This window comes from Agrobacterium sp. CCNWLW155 (genome assembly GCF_036888815.1).
GTDB lineage: Bacteria > Pseudomonadota > Alphaproteobacteria > Rhizobiales > Rhizobiaceae > Agrobacterium > Agrobacterium radiobacter.
This window is the reverse complement of sequence record NZ_JBAKFW010000001.1, coordinates 1,682,217-1,697,982: the sequence shown is the minus strand read 5'-3', so window position 1 is coordinate 1,697,982 and position 15,766 is coordinate 1,682,217. Positions and strand designations below refer to the sequence as shown.

The window sequence follows — 15,766 nt, the reverse complement described above, 5'->3', positions numbered from 1 at the left end:
CGCGGGGTGGAGCAGCCCGGTAGCTCGTCAGGCTCATAACCTGAAGGCCGCAGGTTCAAATCCTGCCCCCGCAACCAATTCCTACCAAACATATCAAAGGGCTCCGGGGAAACTCCGAGCCCTTTTTTGCGTTTCTGGACCGCGGAAATTACGATATTCCGTCAAACCGCGATGGTCGGCCAGATCTCCAACCTCTCAATGCCTGAGATTATACAGAAGCTGGATTTGCAGGATCGCGGGGATAAACCGCTCTCGACGAAAGAACGAGACCCGGAAGAACAGCGCGGACATGATCGTCTTCTGTGCGCTGCAAAAGGGGTAGTCCGGCGCTGCAGCCCCGGCAGCATCAATTGCCTTGTGCGCGGCATCGAAGGTCAAGTCTATCTAGTTCTAGTTCTCGTAGAAATAACGTGTCTGAACCCCTGTCGCGACTTGATGTAGGCGCTCCGGAGACCGCGCTATACATCGAGATTCGGCGATAATACGACACGGTTGGGAAGATATCTGGCGGTTTCCAAGATCCTCGTGCGGCATGTATATTTCAGTTCTTTGCCTGTCGTCCTTGTTTTTCCGATCTGCCGGACCGAAAAGCAGATGCCCGTTCGAAGTGACACTGGTCATTTCGAACGGGCACTCACATTCGACGACAGAGTGGCCTGTCAGAGGACAGTCACGTTTTCTGCCTTGGACTTGCCGGTCTTGCGATCCTGTCCCACGTCGTAGCTGACCTTCTGGCCATCCTGCAGGGCGCCGCCAAATCCGACGGCTGAGATATGGACGAAGACGTCAGGGCCACCACTGTCGGGAGTGATGAAGCCGAAGCCTTTATCTTGAGCGAAGAATTTTACGATACCAGTTGCCATGATGTCCTCGTTTTTTGATGTGCGACATCATCGCATAGCGGTTGCGGTGATCCGCATCAAGTCAGCGGTCCCACCTTGGCAATAACAAAGCTGGAAAAAGGCGCGTTTACCGCGTTGCCGCTTGTAACAAAGAGCATCGCGATGAGCCGTTCTCTTCATGAACGGTCACATGTCTGTCGTTCCGATCTTCTTACGCTTAAGATCGCGAAGAGATTGGATTTGCCCATAAAGACGTTCTCATTTCAAATTCAGGACCAAACGACTGTAGGTCGGAGCGACGGATCGACCGGCGTTAAAGGCTGAGCCCCGGAAGAACAGCGCGGATGTGCTCGCCGAGCGCCCTGGCTGCCGATGACGTCTGCGGATCGGCAAACTCGATTGCGATACCGATCGTCGGCAGGGGTGGCAGTCCGCTTTTGACAATATGAAGGTCCGGTGGAACGGCGGTCCTGGTCAGAACGCTGATGGCAAGGCCGGAACGCGCGATCGCGATGAGGCCGGCAAGGCTGTTGCTGGCGAAGGCGACACGGTAGCGGCGATTGGCGGTTTCCATGGCGTCGCACGCCGCGCGATGATCGAGCGTCACGGGTGCTGAGAGCGCCAGCGGCAGCACATCCTTGGTGATGAGGTCCGGTTCCGGCCTGTCCGCCACCCAGACGAAACTTTCCCTGCGGAGCACGTCGCGGTGTTCAGGATCGGATTGCGAAACCAGCGCCATGTCAATCTGGCGGCGCTGCAGGAGGGGACGCAATTCCGTCGTGGGGGCGCAGACCATGCGCAGATCGACTTTCGGGTAGGTGCTGAAGAAACCTTTCAGCAGTTCCGGCAGGAAGGCGATGGAGTAATCTTCAGGGCAGCCCAGGCTGACGGTTCCCTGCAGCGTCGCCTCGCCCATGTCGGCAAGGATTTCATCATGCCGGGCAAGAAGCGCGCTGGCATGGGCGAGCAGCTTCTCGCCCGCCGCGGTTATACGTACTCCCAAACCCGTTCGCTGCAGCAGCGTGTGGCCGACCAGTTCCTCCAGCCGCTGCATTTGTGTGCTGAGCGCGGATTGGGTGCGCCCGATCTGTGTGGCGGCGACGCTGATGGAGCCAGCTCGCGCGACAATGGTAAAGTTCTTCAGGAGCGTAAGGTCGAGCATGGCGATATCAAAATTATCGATATCGGAATAAAATACTATCAATTGGACCGGGGTGGCAATGGGTTGTTATGTTTCGCCAAGATAAACTTTGGGGAACGAGCCATGGACAATCTCGCGAAGAACTTCTCCTCGCTCAACGACGAACCGGCATTCTGGGACGCTGCCAATAAACACCTGACCCGTTACGGACCCGCCTTTGAGGAGATCATCGTCGAGCGGGCCGAGGGAAGTTTCGTTTATGATGCGGATGGCCGCGCCATTCTCGATTTCACCTCCGGCCAGATGAGTGCTTTGCTCGGACATACCCATCCGGATATTGTCGCCACCGTCAACCGGCAGATGGCATCGGTTGCGCATCTGTTTTCCGGCATGTTGTCCCGCCCGGTCGTTGAACTTGCGGCGCGGCTGGCGGCTCTGGCGCCGGGTCTCGATCGCGTGCAATTGCTGACAACAGGCGCTGAATCCAACGAAGCGGCGATCCGCATGGCGAAGCTCGTGACCGGCGGGCATGAGATCGTCGCCTTCGCACAGAGCTGGCACGGCATGACCGGTGCTGCGGCCTCCGCCACCTATAGCGCCGGCCGCCGGGGGTATGGCCCGGCGACGGTCGGCTCACTCGTTATTCCCGCGCCGAATGCCTATCGTCCGCGCTTCAAGAACCCCGATGGATCGAATGACTGGCAGGCGGAGCTTGACGATGCCTTCGAATTGATCGATCGCCAGTCGACGGGCAATCTCGCCGCCTTCATTGCCGAACCGATCCTGTCGAGCGGCGGTATCCTCGAATTGCCCCTCGGTTATCTCGCTGCCCTGAAGAAAAAGTGCGAGGAGCGGGGCATGTTGCTCATCCTCGATGAGGCGCAGACCGGCGTCGGCCGGACCGGACACATGTTCGCCTTTCAGCGCGATGGCGTGACGCCTGATATCATGACGCTGTCGAAGACGCTCGGCGCCGGCCTGCCGCTTGCGGCGGTGATGACGCGTGCGGAGGTCGAGCAGAAGGCTTTCGAGAGGGGTTTTCTGTTCTATACGACCCATGTTTCCGATCCCCTGCCGGCGGCTGTCGGCGTGACGGTTCTCGATGTGGTGGCGCGAGATGGTCTGGTGGAACAGGCGATTGCCCGCGGAAATCGTTTGAAGGAGGGGCTGCTCTCGCTGCAGCAACGGTTCGAATGCGTTGGAGATGTGCGCGGGCGCGGGCTTTTGCTCGGACTTGAAGTCGTCGCAGACCGCCACACGAAAGCCCCGGGTTTCGAACTTGGTGCGCGCATCATGCAGGAGGCGATGTTGCGTGGCCTCAGCATGAACATCGTCAAGCTGCCCGGCATGGGCGGCGTTTTCCGCATTGCGCCGGCGCTGACGGTATCGGATTCGGAAATCGACCTTGGGCTGGAGATACTGGCGGATTCTATCGAATCCGCACAGCTTGCCCGCTAGGTGTGGCCGGCATTTGCCGGGAATGTCAGTTCCACCCTTGCGCCTTCGCCGGGTCTGGAACTGATATGCGCTTCACCGCCGCTCTGGCGGACGAACCCGTAGACCATGGCGAGGCCAAGGCCCGCACCGCCATGATCGCCCCGCGTGGTGAAATAGGGCTCGAACGCCTTGTCCACGGCCTCCGGTGTCATGCCGATGCCCTCGTCGGTGACGGTGATCACCAGCGTATCTTTTCCAGAGGCGGCCTCGATCGAAATCAGGCCGCCATCGGGCATGGCGGCTGCGGCATTGAGGCATAGATTGAGAATGGATTGCTCGAAGAGGGCAGGGTCCAGCGGTATCGAGGGAAGATTGTCATCGGTATCAAGCGCGATCCGGCATTTGGGGCCGACGGCGATTTCCAGAATATCGGCCATGCCCCGCAGCAGGCTTGCGACATTGATGACGCTTGGATGGATCGGCTGCTGGCTGCCGATGGTGAGCATGCTGCTGGCCAGAGACCGGCCGCGGTCTGCCGCCTTGCGGATACGGGCGATGTGCCGCTTCTGGCGATCGTTGAAACCGGCTTCCCGTTCCAGAAGGCCGAGGCTGCCGGTGATGATGCCGATCATGTTGCCCACCTCATGGCTGAGCTGGTGGGTCATGCGCATAATGCCATCAAGCCGTTGGGCCTTCACGGCTTCCGCTTCCTGGCGATCGAGAGCGGTCACATCGCGGGCGAGCAGCACGATGCCGCCATCCGGCTGGCGCGACATCGAGACTTCGATCACCCGCTGATCGTCAGTGCGATGGCGCACGACTGCGCGGTCGAGCAACTCCCCCGGCTCTGTATCGAAGGGCAGTAGAGCCGGGTCGATTTCCGGGATGGGTTCGACAAACCGGCGAAGCGGCAGTTTTCGCGACGAGCCGGAGCGTCCGACGAGTTCGATGATGCGGCGGTTCATGGTGATTGGTCTGCCAGCCGGATCGAACAGCGCTATTCCCTCATTCATGTTGCGGAAGGTCGAGCGGATGGTGCGGGCCGCCGCTTCCGCCGTGCGCCTGAGGCGCGAGACGCGATCGACGCTGTCGTGGAAGGCGCGGAATGCATCAAGCAGCCGGATCAACTCCGTCTCGGGACCCGTATAGGAGGGCGGCCCGACGTCTTTTTCCCCCTTGGCGAGGGCATTCATGCCGTTGGAGAGCGTCACGATCCCGCGCGAGACACGCATCACTGAGCGGATCGAGAAGATTGCCACGATGAGAACCAGAAGGGAGGCGACGGCGACAATGATCAGCAGCCGGTTGAGAGCATCGGAGGTCGAGATAAGGTCTTCGTTCAGGCTTCGCGCAACAGCGTCGCCCTGGGTTTCGGTCACATGGGAAAGATCGCGCGAGACGGTGTGAAGCCGGGAGACAGAGGCGCGGATCGCGAACATTTCCAGAAGGTAACGGCTCTGGGCCTCGAATACCCGCTCATAGGGCCGCAGTTCGGCGACAGGCAGGCGCTCGCCCGGATAACCCTGCTGGCGCGCCGTTGTTTCCGCCACGTAGCGGCGGCGCAGTTCGCCAAGCTGGAAAAGGCTGTCGGATGCGGATGCGGCCTGCACGATGCCGTTCATTCTTCGACGCAGTTCCGGATCGAGGATGCCCTGACCGGTGGCGATTTCGCCGAGCGCTGCCGCCGCTTCCGCCTTGTGCCCCTGCGCCGCGTCGGCATCCTTTGCGAGGTCCAGTGTCTGCGCCCTGATAAGCTGGAGCAGTTCAACGATACGCTCGCTCGCAAAACCGCGTGCGGCCCGTTCGCCGCTGTCTGGACCCGTCATCTGCAACAGCAGGTCGACCTGCTGGACCACGGAGCGGCTTTCGCTGGAAACGCGATAGGGCGAGGCGGCATTCATCAGAAACGGGGCGCTGGAGACGAGATCGGAGACCTGCCGCGAGACCAGTGAGGCCTTGGCGAGACTGGAAAAGGCCTGCAAGCCGTAGGCCGCCATTTCATCGCGGGCGCGCTGCAGGCCGTAAATGGCGATGGCGGAAAGGCTGAAGACGAGGATGCAGGTAAAGACGATCGCAAAGGGCAGGCGAAAGGCGATGGAGGAAAGGAAGGAGCGGCTGATCACGGGGAAAGCTCGCCCTCATCGGTATGCAGGACATAACCCTTGCCGCGTCGCGTCTTGATGTGACGTGGAAGATCCGGGTTACGCTCGATCTTGCGCCTGAGCCGCAGCACCAGCACGTCGACATTTCTGTCGATATAACGGTCGCTTTCCGAACCCAGCCTGTCGAGAATCTGGGAGCGGCTGACGGGCTGGTTGGGTGTTTCTGCGAGAATTTCCAGAAGTGCGAATTCGGCACTGGTGAGCGTGCGGCTGCGGTCAGCGAGGCAGACGGCGCGGCGCGCATCGAGATCGATCGCCCAGTCGCCGAGGCGCAGCGCTGTGCGGCCGTGGTCCCGCTCGCTGTCCTTGTCCTGTTTCAGCGACGGGATTGTTCGCCGCAGGACGGCCTTGATCCGCGCCGTGAGTTCGATCGGTTCGAAGGGTTTGACCACATAATCATCGGCGGCGGTTTCAAGACCGAGTACCCTATCGGCAGCACTGCCGGCGGCGGTGACCATGACGATACCGATGTCGATCTGGCTGCGCAGCCGCTGGGCAAAGGTGCGCCCGGATGTGCCGGGCAGATTGTGGTCGACGAGGACGAGCTCCATCCTGTCCTTTGCCAATATCTCGTCCGCCTCCTCGGCGGAGCGCGCGCAGGTGGGCAGCCAGCCCTCTGCCTCGATGAGGTCCGAGATGAGCTCGGCCATATCCGGATCGTCCTCGACGATCAGAATGCGAACCTTCTGATTAAGCACTGCATATTCCTCCCGCTGTCATCATAGGCGCGACGGCGGCGATCTTCAAAGGTTCGCTGGTTATCTCCCCTGTCATAATTGTAATAACTGTAATCTTGTTCGGCGGTGCGGTGAAAGATTGGTAACCATTCTTCGATTGCGGTGCGGGCTGGATGTGACATGCTGTTGGTGGAGACTGGAACGGGGAGGTTCCAGGCAGGGAGGCTTAATTGAAAGCATTGACCGCACTTGCGGCGAGCATGGTCCTATGGCTGTGCGGCGCAGGGCATGGCATGGCCGAGCCGAAGTTGAACGTCCTGTGCGGCGTCGACGAGGCCTGGTGTTTGACCATGAAGCGGGCTTTCGAAGCCAAGGTCGGTCTCGAGATATCAATGGTGCGGAAGAGCACTGGCGAAATCCTCGATCAGATCCGCGCCGAACGATCCCATCCCACGGTTGATGTCTGGTGGGGTGGTACCGGCGACACCCATTTGCAGGCGGGTTCGGAAGGGTTGCTGGATGAATACCGGCCCGTCCATCAGCAAGATTTGCTGCCCTGGGCGCAGAATTTCTCCGTGATGTCTGGGTCTCGGTCTGCCGGAATCTATGCCGGCGCGCTGGGTTTTGCCTATAATTCGGAACTGCTTGCGAAGAACAATCTGCCGGCGCCGACCTGTTGGAAGGACTTGGCGAAGGATGTCTATCGCGGCCATATCCTGACCGGCAATCCAAACTATTCCGGTACGGCCTTCACCATGCTGGCCACTCTCGTCCAGCTGTTTGGCGAGGAGGAAGCTTTTGGTTTCATGGCGAAGCTCAACCAGAATGTCGTGAGCTATACCAAGGTTGGTGCAGCGCCGGTCAAGGCGGCGGCGCGGGGCGAGATCATGATCGGGATTTCCTTCATGCACGATGCCGTGACCCAGAAGATCGAGGGTTTCCCGCTTGTCATCGTCGCGCCGTGCGAGGGTACCGGTTATGAAATCGGGGCAGTCAGCATCGTCAAGGGCAATCGCAATCCTGCCCTTGCGCAAAGCTTCGTGGAATTTGCGCTGAGCCCGCAAGGGCAGGCGACCGGGGCCGCGGCCGGCCAGAACCAGGTGCCTTCCAATGCCCGGGCGACATTGCCACTGACCGCACCTGACATATCGATGATCAAGATGGTGGATTACGACTTCGCCACCTTTGGCCAGCCTGAAGAGCGAAGTCGGTTATTGAGCCGCTTCGACAGCGAAATCCACCCGACCCAGTAGGGCAAAAACCAACATCCCAAAAGACAGCACGCGCGCCACAAGGTGTCGCGACCGGCAGAGCCATGTTTGCGCGTGGCCCAAGAATTCAGACGCAAGCTACAGGAGGATAACCATGCGACTGACAATACTTTCCACCCTGCTTTTTGCCGGTACGGCGCTTAGCGCCGTTTCCGCTCAGGCGGCGGGCGAACTTAACCTGATCTGCTCGGCCGATGTCGTCATCTGCGAACAGATGAAGGGTGATTTCGAAAAGTCACACGACATCAAGGTCAACATGGTGCGCCTGTCTTCGGGCGAAACCTACGCCAAGGTGCGCGCGGAAGCCCGCAACCCCAAGACCGATATCTGGTGGGCCGGCACCGGCGATCCGCATATGCAGGCGGCATCCGAGAACCTGACGCTTGAATACAAGTCGCCGATGCTGGACCAGCTGCAGGACTGGGCCGTAAAACAGGCGGAAAGCACCGGTTACAGAACCGTCGGCGTTTATGCCGGCGCGCTGGGCTGGGGTTACAACACCGAAATCTTCAAATCCAAGGGTTACAAGGAGCCGAAGTGCTGGGCCGATCTGCTGGCGCCGGAGCTGAAGGGCGAAATCCAGATCGCCAATCCGAATTCGTCTGGCACCGCCTATACGGCGCTGGCGTCGCTCGTGCAGATCATGGGCGAGGATCAGGCGATCGACTATCTGAAGAAGCTCAACGCCAATATCTCGCAATATACCAAGTCCGGTTCGGCACCGGTCAAGGCGGCGGCGCGTGGCGAAACCGCGCTCGGCATCGTCTTCATGCATGATGCGGTGGCGCAGACGGCGGAAGGCTTCCCGGTCAAATCAATCGCGCCCTGCGAAGGCACGGGTTACGAGATCGGCTCCATGTCGATCATCAAGGGCGCCCGCAATCTCGACAATGCGAAGGCTTGGTACGACTGGGCGCTGAAGCCGGAAGTGCAGTCGCGCATGAAGGACGCCAAGTCCTTCCAGCTTCCCTCCAACAAGACGGCGGAAGTGCCCAAGGAAGCGCCGAAGTTCGAAGACATCAAGCTCATCGACTACGACTTCAAGACCTATGGCGATCCGGCCAAGCGCAAGGCGCTGCTGGAACGCTGGGACCGTGAGGTCGGTGCGGTCGCGAACTGATCTAAACTCCGGCGATCGGCATCCCGGCTTTTAAAGCCGGGGTGTCCGCCATTCTTTCATCGGCATGAAATAAGCGAGGTCGGCCATGACACGTGGCAATCGCAGGCTGGACATGGTCCTGGCGCTCGGGGCTTTTGCTCTGGTCTTTCTTCCCTGGTATCGCATCGAAGGCGGCTTTTTCAGCTTCCGCTGGCTATCCGGATTTTTCTCGTCGGCCAGCAATGCGCCAGGTGTGCTGCAGATATTGTCCTATGGCAAACCATGGCTTGTCGGCGTGGTTGTCTTTTTCCTCGCCGCATGCCTTGTCCGGCCTATCCGTGATCCGATGCGACGTGGCAGGCTTCTTGCGATTATCGGAGCCGTCGGACTTGTTTTCCTCGCCTTGCAGGGGCTGGCCATCGGCTTTACCGGCTGGAGCTGGACGGTGAGCGAAAACCTCTTCGGCATGCTTGCCGATGGCCAGCCGTCCATGGGTGCCGGCGCCGTCGTCATGTCGTTCGTCTTCGTGCTTCTTTTTGCCTTCGGCCTTGCCGAACGCGGCGTCATGAAGGGCGACGCCTTCGTCGTCGGCGCCATTTCCGTTCTGGTTTTCCTCGTCACGGTTTTTGTCTTCTATCCGATCGGCAGCATGTTGGTTGCGTCCGTTCAGGATTTCGACGGCTCCTTCAACGCCGATGGCTTCATCCGCAATATCAAGGATCCCGGCATCTGGAGCCTCGGTTGCGTAGTGGGTGAAGAGCGTTGCGGTGTCGCGTGGCGCACGCTGTTCCTTGCCCTGATGACGGCCTTCGGTTCGACTGTGCTCGGCCTTGGCTTTGCATTGATCGCCACCCGCACGCGCTTTCCCTTCAAGAAGGGCCTGCGGCTTCTGACGGTTCTGCCGATCATCACGCCGCCTTTCGTCATCGGCCTTGCTTTGACGCTGCTTTTCGGTCGCGCCGGCGTCGTCACCGAATGGCTTTCCTATCTCTTCGGTATCGAACCGGGCCGCTGGCTTTATGGCATGACCGGCATCTGGATTGCGCAGGTCCTTTCCTTCACGCCCATCTCGTTTCTGGTGCTGATCGGCGTGGTCGAAGGCGTCAGCCCGTCAATGGAAGAAGCCTCGCAGACGCTGCGCGCCGACCGCTGGCGCACCTTCTGGCGGGTGTCGCTGCCGCTGATGAAGCCCGGTCTCGCCAATGCCTTCCTGATCGGCTTCATCGAGAGCATGGCGGATTTCGGCAATCCGCTGGTGCTCGGCGGCACGCATGGTGTTCTGTCGACGGAAATCTTCTTCGCCGTTGTCGGCTCACAGAATGATCCGTCCCGCGCCGCGGTTCTGGCGATCATCCTGCTGTGCTTCACGCTTTCGGCCTTCCTTGCCCAGCGTTTCTGGCTGGCAGGCAAGAATTTCGCGACGGTGACGGGGAAGGGCGACAGCGGCGCGCATATCGCGCTTCCGCGCGGGCTGTCCATCGGCGTCCACGCCGTCGTCGTGCCATGGATGATCTTCACCATCGTTGTTTATGGCATGATCCTTGTGGGCGGTTTCGTGAAGACCTGGGGTCTCGACAATTCCCTGACCTTCGACCACTACATCCGCGCCTTTTCCGTCAGCTTCTCCAATGGCTCGATCGCCTGGACCGGTGTAGCCTGGAACTCGTTCTGGACGACCATGAAGATCGCGCTGGTTTCTGCGCCATTGACCGCTGCCGTCGGTCTTTTGACCGCCTATATCATCGTGCGGCAGAAATTTGCCGGGCGGAACCTCTTCGAATTCGCGCTTATGATGAGCTTCGCCATTCCCGGCACGGTTATCGGCGTCAGCTACATCATGGCCTTCAACCTGCCACCGGTGGAAATGACGGGCTCGGCGCTGATCCTGATCGCCTGCTTCGTGTTCCGCAACATGCCGGTCGGCGTGCGCGGCGGCATCGCGGCGATGAGCCAGCTCGACAAGAGCCTCGACGAGGCCTCGCTGACGCTGCGGGCCAATAGTTTCCGCACCATCCGCAAGGTCATCCTGCCGCTGCTCAGGCCCGCGATCACGGCCGCGCTGGTCTATTCCTTCGTCCGCGCCATCACCTCGATCAGCGCCGTCATCTTCCTCGTCAGCGCCGAATACAACATGGCGACCTCCTACATCGTCGGCCTTGTCGAGAACGGCGAATATGGGGTGGCGATCGCCTATTCCTCCATGCTGATCGTGGTGATGATCACCGTCATTACCGGCTTCCAGCTCATTGTCGGCGAGCGTCGCCTGCGGCGCGAAAACCGCGTCGCCGGCCTGCCCTCCACTTCCTCCGTTCCTCTTGCCCAGGAGAAAACCGCATGATTTCCGTAAAGCCCGGTTCCGTCACCTTCCAGAATGTCCGCAAGACCTTCGGCGCTTTCACCGCCATTCCCGACCTGTCGCTCACCATCGAGCCCGGCACGCTGGTGACGCTGCTCGGCCCCTCCGGTTGCGGCAAGACGACGACGCTGCGCATGCTGGCGGGCCTCGAACATCCGACCAACGGGCGTATCCTGATCGGCGACAAGGATGTGACCATGCTGCCCGCCAATGAGCGCGATGTCTCGATGGTCTTCCAGTCCTATGCGCTTTTCCCGCACATGACGGCGCTCGATAACGTCGCCTACGGTCTGCAATCCTCCGGGCTGCGCAAGGCAGAGGCGCGGGAAAAGGCGGAAGAGGGGTTGAAGCTTGTCGGCCTTGCCGGCATGGGGCACCGTCTTCCGGCCGAACTTTCCGGCGGCCAGCAGCAGCGTGTCGCGGTCGCCCGCGCGCTGGTGCTGGAGCCGCAGGTGCTGCTGCTGGATGAACCGCTTTCCAACCTCGATGCCCGCCTTCGCCGCCGGGTCCGCACCGAAATCCGCGAATTGCAGCAGCGGCTTGGCTTTACTGCCGTCTATGTCACGCATGATCAGGATGAGGCGCTGGCTGTTTCCGACCGGATCATCGTGATGAAGGATGGCGAGATCGCTCAGTCGGGTGCGCCACGCGATCTCTACGAAGCGCCGGCCTCCGCCTTCATCGCCGATTTCATGGGTGAGGCCAATGTCGTCAGTTGCGAGGTCATCGGCGTTGAGGGCGCCGATGCGCTGATCCGTGTCGGCGGGATCGATCATCGGGTCTCGGCCCGCAATGCCCGGCCAGGCCCGGCCAAACTCGCGGTTCGTCCCGGCTCGATTTCCATCGGACAGCCGGGCGGGCAGGGGCTGGCCGGGCGGGTGTTGCACAGCGCCTATCTCGGCGGTCACGTCGAATATGAGGTGGAAACCGATATCGGTACGCTATTCATTGTCGATCATGCCGTGGAGACCAGCCTGCCGGCGGCGAGCGACGTGACGCTGGGGTTCAGGAACCGGGGTATCGCCTTGATTCAGGCTTGATGCCGCCGGTCCCGCATTCAGGATTTCATTGCGACAGAGGCAGCTTTGGTCTGCCTCTGTGTGTCGGGAACGCCAGCCTTAAATGTCCTTTGCCAGACGAAGCGCATCGTAGATTGCCGCATGGGTATTGCGCGCGGCGACCGCATCGCCGATCCGGAAGAGCCGGTAGGCGCCATCAGGATTGCGCTCGACCGTTTGGGTGGTTCCCGCAAGCAGGGCGTCGTAGGAGATTTCGCCAAGGTTCTTCGAGCCGGGCTTGAGGTCGAAATAAAGGTCATCCAGCGGGATCGTGCCGTGGTTGACGACGATCTGGTCGACGGTCCTCGATTTCGTCACGCCGCCATAATCGCTGCCGACATGGGCGATAAGCTGATTGCCGTTTCTTTCCGCGGCTTCCAGCCGGTAGGTAACGGTGAAGGTGACATCGAGCTTTTGCAGGGAGCGCATATAGGGAACGAGGTTCATGGCCATGACTTCCGGGGCGAAGGCGCGGTCAGGCGTCATGATCTCCACTTTCGCCCCGGCCTTTGCCAGACATTCGGCGGCCTGCAGGCCGGCATGGTCGCCAGCGTCGTCGAAAACCAGCACATTCGTTCCCGGCTTGACGTCGCCGGAAATGATATCCCAGGCCGAGACCACGAGATCGTTGCCTCTGGAAAGCACGTCGGTATGCGGCAAGCCGCCGGTGGCGATAATGACCACCTCTGGGTTCTCCGAGAGAACCGTGTCCGCCTCCGCCCAGTTGTTGAAGTGAAAGGTGACGCCCAGTCTTTCGCACTGGCTCATGCGCCAGTCGATGATGCTGATCATCTCACGGCGGCGTTCGCTTTGCGCCGTCAGCCGGATCTGGCCGCCGGGATTGTTGGCGGCCTCGAAAACGACGACTTCATGGCCGCGCTCGGCGCAGACGCGTGCGGCCTCGAGCCCGGCCGGCCCTGCGCCGACAATCACCACCTTCCGGCGTTCCGCCGCTTTGGGTATCTCGTGCGGCATGGTTTCCTCACGGCCCGTTGCCGCATTATGGATGCAGAAGGCGAGACCGCCCTGATAGATGCGGTCGAGACAGTAATTGGCGCCAACACAGGGGCGAATATCGTCCTCCCGTTTTTCCATGATCTTGCGCACGATATGCGGATCGGTCATGTGCGCGCGGGTCATGCCCACCATGTCCACCTTGCCGGCAGCGATGGCGTGGCGGGCGGTGGCGACATCGGGGATCTTGGCGGCGTGGAATGTCGGGAAGCTGGTAGCGGCGCGGATTTCACCGGCGAAATCGAGATGCGGCGCGTTGGCCATACCCTGAATGGGGATGACGTCGGTCAGGCCCGGGTCGGTGTCGATATGGCCCCTGATGACATTGAGATAATCGATCAGGCCGCTGTCCTTCAGGCGTCTGGCGATTTCGATGCCCTCTGCCTGCCCGGTGCCGCCCTCGAGACATTCGTCGGCGGTATAGCGGACACCGAGAATGAAATCGTCGCCCACGCGTTCGCGCATCGCCCTGAAGACGTCGAGACAGAAGCGCATGCGGTTTTCAAGCGGGCCGCCATAGGGGCCGTCCAGTTCGTTGGTCAGCGGCGAGACGAACTGGTCGATCAGATGGCCGTAGGCTTCCAGCTCCACCCCGTCCATGCCACCCGCCTTCATGCGTTCGGCGGCGTCGGCGAAGTCCTTGATGATACGCTCGATATCCCAGTCCTCGATCTTCTTCGGAAAAGCCCGATGCGCCGCTTCGCGATGATGGGACGGGGCAAGGATCGGCAGCCAGTCGCCCTTGTCCCAGCGGGTGCGGCGGCCGAGATGCGTGAGCTGGATCATGATCGCCGCACCCTGTTCATGCACGGCGTCGGTCATTTCCCGAATCCATGGGACGATTTCATCCTTGTAGGCGAGCAGATTGTTGAAGACGGGCGGGCTGTCCCTGGAGACAGCGGCGGAGCCGGCCGTCATTGTGAGCGCAACGCCGCCTTTCGCCCGCTCCACCGTGTAGGCGCGGTAACGTCCCTTCGGCATGCCGTCCTCGGGATAGGCGGGCTCGTGCGATGTGACGATGATGCGGTTGCGCAGCGTGAGGTGTTTTAGCTGGTAGGGCTGAAGAAGGGGATCACTCGACATAGCCTGCTCCAAAAGGGTTTCTGTCTCAAGGCTAAGCGGAAATGTACACTTGTGTCAATTTACAAAGCACAATTGTCTTTCTTTTCGACATAGGTGTACATCCGCTTGTCGCGCAGAGACCAATTTGCTACGAACCGGTCATGGAAGCGACATTGAACGACACCGGTTGGCGTGGATCGCAGGAGGGGTGGCTTGAGGCCGCCTATCAGGCTTTGCTGGAATCGGGCGTGGATTCAGTCAAAATCCTGCCATTGGCGAAAAAGCTCAATCTGTCGCGCACGAGCTTCTACTGGTTTTTCAAGGACCGGGAGGAATTGCTGGCCGCACTCGTCGCCCGCTGGCGGGAAAAAAATACCGGGAACATCGTCAGGCAGTCGGAAGCCTATGCCGAGACGCTTGCCGAAGCCATGCTGAATGTTTTCGATTGCTGGCTGGATTCCTCGCTTTTCGACAGCAGATTTGAGTTCGCGGTTCGAAGCTGGGCCCTTCAGTCCGATGAGATTCTTGCGGAAGTTCGCAAGGCTGACGAGATGAGAATGGCGGCGCTTTCACGCATGTTCGTGCGGTTCGGTCACAATGAAAACACGGCGGATGTGCGTGCCCGGACGACCTATCTGGTGCAGATCGGCTACATTTCCATGCAGTCCGAGGAAGATGTGTCGGTGCGGATGCAGAGAATTCCGGACTATATCGCCATCTATACCGGCGAGGCGCCACAGCAGCGTGAGCTTGACCGGTTTTATGCGAGGCATGGGTACCGGCCGGGTTCGTGAACCTGACGCGACGACGTCGCGAAAACACGCGCAATGCCGTCGGATCGTGACGGGCAAGGTGATACAAGACGAATTGTCTGTCCGTCCTCCTGCAATGTAGCTGCAACATTCACCGAACAGTGGTGGGGGATGGCAAGGATTCATCTGGGGAACGTCATTGCGAATCTTGCTTCTTGAGGATGAACCCGAAATGGCGCGCGCACTTCTCGAAGCCCTGCGCCGGCGCGATGTGCTTGCTGATCATGTCAGCACAATCAGCGACGCTGACGCCCTTGCGCGGGACGGGTCTTACGATGTTCTGGTTCTGGATCGCCGCCTTCCCGATGGCGAAGGGCTTAACCTCGTGGCTTCGCTTCGCCGGAGCAGACATACCGTGCCCATCCTTGTTTTGACGGCGCTCGGAAGTGTCGATCATCGTGTCGATGGGCTCGATGCCGGGGCGGATGATTATCTTGCCAAACCCTTTGCGATCGAGGAGCTGCTCGCCCGCCTCAGGGCGCTCCACAGACGCGGCCCTTCTCTTTCCGACAAATATGCGCATTTCGGAAATCTGAGTATTGACCCGCGCGCCAATGAAGTCAGCATTGCCGGCTCCATCATCGAGTTGCGGCGTCGGGAATATCTTGTTCTTGAAGCGCTGATGCGGCGTCCGAACCGCATTGTCACGCGGTCGAACCTGATCGAGGCGGTCTATACGCTCGATGACGAGATCGAGTCCAACGCTCTCGATGCACATATTTCCCGTATCAGGAAGAAACTGGCGCAGGCGGAAGCCACGGTGGAAATAAGAGCCGTGCGCAATATCGGTTACCTCATCCGGTCGAAGACATGAAGAGAGCGCCCGATCGATCCC

13 protein-coding genes and 1 tRNA gene are annotated in these 15,766 nt (G+C 60.3%); 8 read left to right on the top strand and 6 right to left on the bottom strand.

The genetic code is table 11. The features are described 5' to 3' along the window. Nucleotides 1–77, top strand: a tRNA-Met gene (locus tag V6S97_RS08530). A 118-nt stretch (nt 78–195) separates the two neighbouring features. Here the strand turns inward: V6S97_RS08530 and V6S97_RS08525 are convergent. The 3 genes from V6S97_RS08525 to V6S97_RS08515 all read right to left on the bottom strand — a co-directional run bounded on the left by V6S97_RS08525 (nt 196) and on the right by V6S97_RS08515 (nt 2,004). Next, on the bottom strand, nt 196–378 hold the full coding sequence (locus V6S97_RS08525) for a hypothetical protein (protein ID WP_334426541.1): 183 nt from the start codon (nt 376–378) through the stop codon (nt 196–198). Nucleotides 379–659: 281 nt separating this feature from the next. Beyond that, on the bottom strand, nt 660–863 hold the full coding sequence (locus V6S97_RS08520; RefSeq protein ID WP_003503933.1) for a cold-shock protein: 204 nt from the start codon (nt 861–863) through the stop codon (nt 660–662). A 292-nt stretch (nt 864–1,155) separates the two neighbouring features. Further along, complete coding sequence (locus tag V6S97_RS08515) at nt 1,156–2,004, bottom strand: LysR family transcriptional regulator (protein ID WP_334426539.1); 849 nt, start codon at nt 2,002–2,004, stop codon at nt 1,156–1,158. Between the two features lie 102 nt (nt 2,005–2,106). On the opposite strand from V6S97_RS08515, the gene V6S97_RS08510 reads away from it, so the two are divergent. Next, complete coding sequence (locus V6S97_RS08510) at nt 2,107–3,441, top strand: aspartate aminotransferase family protein (protein WP_334426538.1); 1,335 nt, start codon at nt 2,107–2,109, stop codon at nt 3,439–3,441. Here the strand turns inward: V6S97_RS08510 and V6S97_RS08505 are convergent. Both V6S97_RS08505 and V6S97_RS08500 read right to left on the bottom strand, forming a co-directional pair. Then, a complete protein-coding gene (locus V6S97_RS08505; RefSeq protein ID WP_003503936.1) occupies nt 3,438–5,543 on the bottom strand; it encodes a sensor histidine kinase in 2,106 nt (701 codons plus the stop codon). The genes V6S97_RS08510 and V6S97_RS08505 overlap by 4 nt on opposite strands. After that, nucleotides 5,540–6,280, bottom strand: a complete 741-nt coding sequence (locus V6S97_RS08500; protein ID WP_003503937.1) for a response regulator transcription factor — start codon at nt 6,278–6,280, stop codon at nt 5,540–5,542. Before V6S97_RS08500 ends, V6S97_RS08505 begins: the two co-directional genes overlap by 4 nt. Before the next feature lie 239 nt (nt 6,281–6,519). Here V6S97_RS08500 and V6S97_RS08495 point away from each other — a divergent pair, with 239 nt between their 5' ends. From V6S97_RS08495 to V6S97_RS08480, 4 genes are all read left to right on the top strand, one after another. After that, the gene (locus V6S97_RS08495; protein ID WP_080866437.1) at nt 6,520–7,512 is read left to right on the top strand and encodes an ABC transporter substrate-binding protein; all 993 of its coding nucleotides are present in this window, start codon (nt 6,520–6,522) and stop codon (nt 7,510–7,512) included. Between the two features lie 112 nt (nt 7,513–7,624). Next, nucleotides 7,625–8,650, top strand: a complete 1,026-nt coding sequence (locus V6S97_RS08490) for an ABC transporter substrate-binding protein (protein ID WP_020810392.1) — start codon at nt 7,625–7,627, stop codon at nt 8,648–8,650. Nucleotides 8,651–8,735: 85 nt separating this feature from the next. Next, nucleotides 8,736–10,967 carry an ABC transporter permease gene (locus tag V6S97_RS08485; protein WP_334426537.1) on the top strand — a complete coding sequence of 744 codons (2,232 nt, stop codon included), beginning with the start codon at nt 8,736–8,738 and terminating at the stop codon, nt 10,965–10,967. Further along, the gene (locus tag V6S97_RS08480) at nt 10,964–12,025 is read left to right on the top strand and encodes an ABC transporter ATP-binding protein (RefSeq protein ID WP_020810394.1); all 1,062 of its coding nucleotides are present in this window, start codon (nt 10,964–10,966) and stop codon (nt 12,023–12,025) included. The genes V6S97_RS08485 and V6S97_RS08480 overlap by 4 nt, the downstream gene beginning before the upstream one ends. A 78-nt stretch (nt 12,026–12,103) precedes the next feature. Here V6S97_RS08480 and V6S97_RS08475 read toward each other — a convergent pair whose 3' ends face one another. Then, the gene (locus tag V6S97_RS08475) at nt 12,104–14,140 is read right to left on the bottom strand and encodes an NADH:flavin oxidoreductase (RefSeq protein WP_334426535.1); all 2,037 of its coding nucleotides are present in this window, start codon (nt 14,138–14,140) and stop codon (nt 12,104–12,106) included. Between the two features lie 140 nt (nt 14,141–14,280). Between V6S97_RS08475 and V6S97_RS08470 the strand changes: the two genes are divergently transcribed. Beyond that, nucleotides 14,281–14,913 carry a TetR/AcrR family transcriptional regulator gene (locus tag V6S97_RS08470; protein ID WP_334426533.1) on the top strand — a complete coding sequence of 211 codons (633 nt, stop codon included), beginning with the start codon at nt 14,281–14,283 and terminating at the stop codon, nt 14,911–14,913. Nucleotides 14,914–15,070: 157 nt separating this feature from the next. Continuing rightward, a complete protein-coding gene (locus V6S97_RS08465; protein ID WP_035212640.1) occupies nt 15,071–15,745 on the top strand; it encodes a response regulator transcription factor in 675 nt (224 codons plus the stop codon). Nucleotides 15,746–15,766 lie beyond the last annotated feature (21 nt).